This window comes from Kitasatospora sp. NPDC049258 (assembly GCF_040678895.1).
Lineage (GTDB): Bacteria > Actinomycetota > Actinomycetes > Streptomycetales > Streptomycetaceae > Kitasatospora.
Map to the genome: position 1 here is coordinate 1 of NZ_JBFAQT010000093.1, position 4075 is coordinate 4075.

General features: G+C 71.1%; 1 protein-coding gene and 2 pseudogenes. All 3 read left to right on the forward strand.

All coding sequences use genetic code 11. The annotated features are described in order from the left end of the window. Positions 1-87: pseudogene (locus tag AB0K43_RS31255) on the forward strand (ATP-binding protein); the annotation flags it as partial. 386 nt (positions 88-473) lie between these two features. After that, positions 474-3974, forward strand: a complete 3501-nt coding sequence (locus AB0K43_RS31260; protein WP_363645778.1) for a nitrate- and nitrite sensing domain-containing protein — start codon at positions 474-476, stop codon at positions 3972-3974. 10 nt (positions 3975-3984) lie between these two features. After that, a pseudogene (locus tag AB0K43_RS31265) lies at positions 3985-4075 on the forward strand (roadblock/LC7 domain-containing protein); the annotation flags it as partial.

Below are 4075 nucleotides of genomic sequence, written 5' to 3' on the forward strand. Positions count from 1 at the left end.
ATCGCCCTCGACGCCCGACGCCGGGACAGCGCCAAGAGCGCCCTCATCACCCTCGTCGAGCACGCCCTCCTCGCCCGCCTCCGCTGAGGACCGGCACCATCGCAGGACCCCGCCGCCCCTCCGGAGTGAGGTACGGCACGTGCCCGACCCCCGCCCAGCTCGGCGGGGGCGGGCACGGTGCAGTTGTGCATAACAGTTCGGTAGGCATTTGGAGATCACTAGTGACCTACCGTGACGAATCCGATCCAGTATGCGCGGATGACCTTGCGTTTTGGGGGTCCCTGCACCTTAATGTCCTATTTGCTCGTGCCTGACCGGGTACGGAGAGCTGTTTGTCCCGAATCCCTGCACGTGCTGAAATTCCAGCTACCCCGTAGTCATCGTTGGCAGTTCCACCCACAGCGGGCTGCGGCCACCGGGGGAAGCCGCTGGATTGATCCATGGCCGCCAGTCGGTCGAGAGGTTGTTGTCGAGTGAGGCGTAAGCAGCCAGTCACCCCGCAGCGCTCCGAGCCCCGTCAGAACGAGCCGGGCGGAAGCGGCCAGGCACCCACCGGGTTCTCCGCGTTCACGCCGACCGAGGAGCGGACCGGCCCCGGCCCGTCCGGCACCGTCGGTGGCACGTCGCGACCGGTCGGTTCGACGGCGCCGGGCCCGCGCCCCGAGGAGCGGTCGGCCCGCGGCGGACGCTACGAGTTCCTGTCCCCGCTGAACTGGCGGGTGCCGACACGACTCGTCGCGATCCTGCTGATCCCGGTCATCATCGGCCTGGTCTTCGGCGGTCTGCGCGTCAACACCTCGTTCGACGACTGGGTCAAGGCCGACAAGGCGCTGAAGACCGCCGACCTGGCCCGCACCGCCACCCAGCTCGCGGACGCGCTGGAGAACGAGCGCGACCTCACCGTGCTGCCGATCGTCACCGGCAGCGACCCGGGCGGCGACAAGAAGAAGTACCGCGACCGCACCGACCAGGCCCTGGCCGCGTACAACGCCGCCTTCGCCAAGGTGAAGGACGACCCGACGCTGGCCCGGCGCAACGAGGCCTTCCAGCAGCTGGTGGTGTCGCTCCCGCACCTGCGCGACAACGCCTACAAGCCGGAGCTGTTCGCGACCGCCACCCAGGGCGCGTACTCGATCATGTTCGCGCCGCTGCTGGCCATCGACAACTCGGTCGGCTTCGGCAGCTCCGCCGAGACCAGCCGCGGCCGCGCGATCTACGCCATGTCGCTGGCCAAGGCCTCGGCCTCGACCCAGCGCGTGCTGATGACCAACCTGCTGGTCGGCATCGGCACCAACAGCGTCACCAAGTACGAGAACGTCGAGCTGATCCAGACCCTGCTGGTGTCCGCCAAGCTGGAGGCGACCGCCATCGGCGAGTTCACCACCGGCAGCACCAGCGACGACGCCAAGGTCTACTCGGAGGAGCTGGTCAACCAGGCCTCCGCCGACCTGCGCACCCCCCGCCGGATGCCCGGCGGCCAGGCCATCCCGACCGTGCAGGGCCTGCTGAACATCGGCATGGCCTACTCCGCGGCCGCCGCGGCCGGCGAGTCCAAGGGCAAGGACCAGGCCCGCCAGACCTTCGAGGCCGCCCAGGCCGAGGGCCTGAACCTGGACAACTGGACGCAGGCCACCAGTGGCCACATCAACGCCCTGCGCGCCACCGAGAACCGGCTGCTCGACCAGGTCGTCGCCGGCGCCGCGAACATCAAGTCGCGCGCCCAGACCGACGCCATCCTCAACTCCGCGATCGTGATCGCCGCGCTCGCGCTGGCCGGTCTGCTCACCGGCTTCATCGCCCGCTCGATGATCCTCGGCATGCGCGTGCTGAACAGCGCCGCGCTGGAGATCGCCAACCACCGCCTGCCGGACCTGGTCGAGAAGCTCTCCAAGACCGACCCGGACCGGGTGGACACCTCGGTCGCCGCGATCCCGCTGTGGGGCAAGGACGAGATCGGCGAGGTCGCCCGCGCCTTCGACCAGGTCCACGCCCAGGCGGTCTCGCTCGCCGCCGAGCAGGCACTGCTCCGAGGCAACCTGAACGCGATCTTCTCCAACCTGTCGCGCCGCAGCCAGAGCCTGATCCAGCGCCAGCTGGCGCTGATCACCGACCTGGAGAACAACGAGGCCGACCCGGACCAGCTGGAGAACCTCTTCAAGCTGGACCACCTCGCCACCCGTATGCGCCGCAACGGTGAGAACCTGCTGGTTCTCGCCGGTGAGGAGCCCGGCCGCCGCTGGAACACCCCGGTGCCGCTGGTCGACGTGCTCCGCGCCGCCGCCTCCGAGGTGGAGCAGTACGAGCGCATCGAGCTCGCCGGTATACCCGAGGCCGAGGTCGTCGGCCCCGCCGTGACCGACCTCGTCCACCTGCTCGCCGAGCTGCTGGAGAACGCCACCTCGTTCTCCAGCCCGCAGACCCGGGTGCTGGTCAACGCCACCCGCCTGCCGGACGGCCGGGTGCTGGTCGAGATCCACGACAAGGGCATCGGCCTCACCGCCGAGGACTTCGCCGAGATCAACGAGAAGCTGGCCGAGCCGCCCACGGTCGACGCCACCATCTCCCGCCGAATGGGCCTGTTCGTGGTCGGCCGCCTCTCGCAGCGCCACGACATCCGGGTCCAGCTCCGCCCGTCCGGCGAGTCCGCGGGCACCACCTCGCTGGTGATGCTCCCGCAGTCGCTGACCCAGCTGAGCGCGCAGCCGGAGCCCGAGGAGGAGTTCACGGTCTCCCGGATCTTCGCCGAGCAGGAGCCGGCCGCCCAGGGCTGGGACCAGGTCGGGCAGGCGCGCAGCGCCGCCGAGCTGGGCTTCGACGACCACCTGACCGGCCACGGCGCCGACGGCGGCTTCAGCCCCGCGCTGGAGTCCATGCAGCGCTCCCAGCGGCTCGAGCAGCAGCGCCGGCTGGCGGCCCTGGAGGCCTCGCCGGGCGAGGCCGACGGCGAGCCGGTGGAGGCCGAGCTGGTCGAGCCGCCGTACGGCGACGGCTACGCCCAGCAGGGCTACCAGCAGGACCCGTACGGCCGGGACCAGTTCGGGGCCGAGCAGTACGCCCAGGACGGCTACAACGAGTACCCCGAGTACGCCGACGACCGGTACCCCGGCCAGGGCCAGGAGGCCCCGTACCAGGACGGCTACGGCCAGGACCAGCAGTACGCCGGCGGTGGCTACCAGCAGCCGTACGGCCAGGAGCAGTACGGCCAGGGCCAGTACGGTCACGACCAGTACGGCCAGGACGGCTACGGCCAGGGTTACGACCAGGGCTACCAGCAGCCGTACGGCAACGGGGCCGGTGAGGCGCCCGCAGGGCACCCGTACGGCCAGGAGGAGCCGCCTGCCGCGCTGCCGCCCGCCGCCGCGGGTGGCGGGGCCGGGACCCTGAGCTCGGGACTGCCGCAGCGCCGTCCGGGCCAGCAGCTGGCCGGCGGCTCGGCCTCGGCCGGGTCGATGTTCGGCGACGGCGCCGGCGCCGGCGGCCCGCAGGGCGGCGAGAAGCCGAACTGGTTCGCCGGTGCCAAGGACAGCGGCTCGGACTCCGAGCAGCGCGGCCACCAGGTGTCGGGGCTCGGCGGCTTCGGCCCGACCGGTCCGACCAGCTCGCCCACCACCGCGTGGGAGTCGGCCAACGACGGTGACTGGCAGCGCGCGGAGCAGCTCCGCGAGCCGGCCGCCGGCGGGACCACTCCCTCCGGTCTGCCGCGCCGGGTGCCCAAGCAGAACCTGGTCCCCGGCAACGCCAAGCCCACTCCGCAGGACGGCCCGCAGGTCTCCCGCAGCCCGGAGGAGGTGCGCGGTCGGCTCACCAACCTGCGCCGCGGCGTGGAGCAGGGCCGCAGTGCCGGCGGTGACCCGGGCGCCACCGGCAGCTTCCGGATCGATCCCCAAGAAATTTCCCAGCAGGGCCGGTCCGGCAACGGACAGCAGAACAGCAGCACCGATCTCTTCGGCGGCTCGAACCACCAGGAGCGTTGAGTTGACTCAGATGAGCCAGGCCGCACAGAACCTGAACTGGCTGATCACCAATTTCGTGGACAACACCCCCGGGGTGTCGCACACGGTGGTGGTCTCCGCCG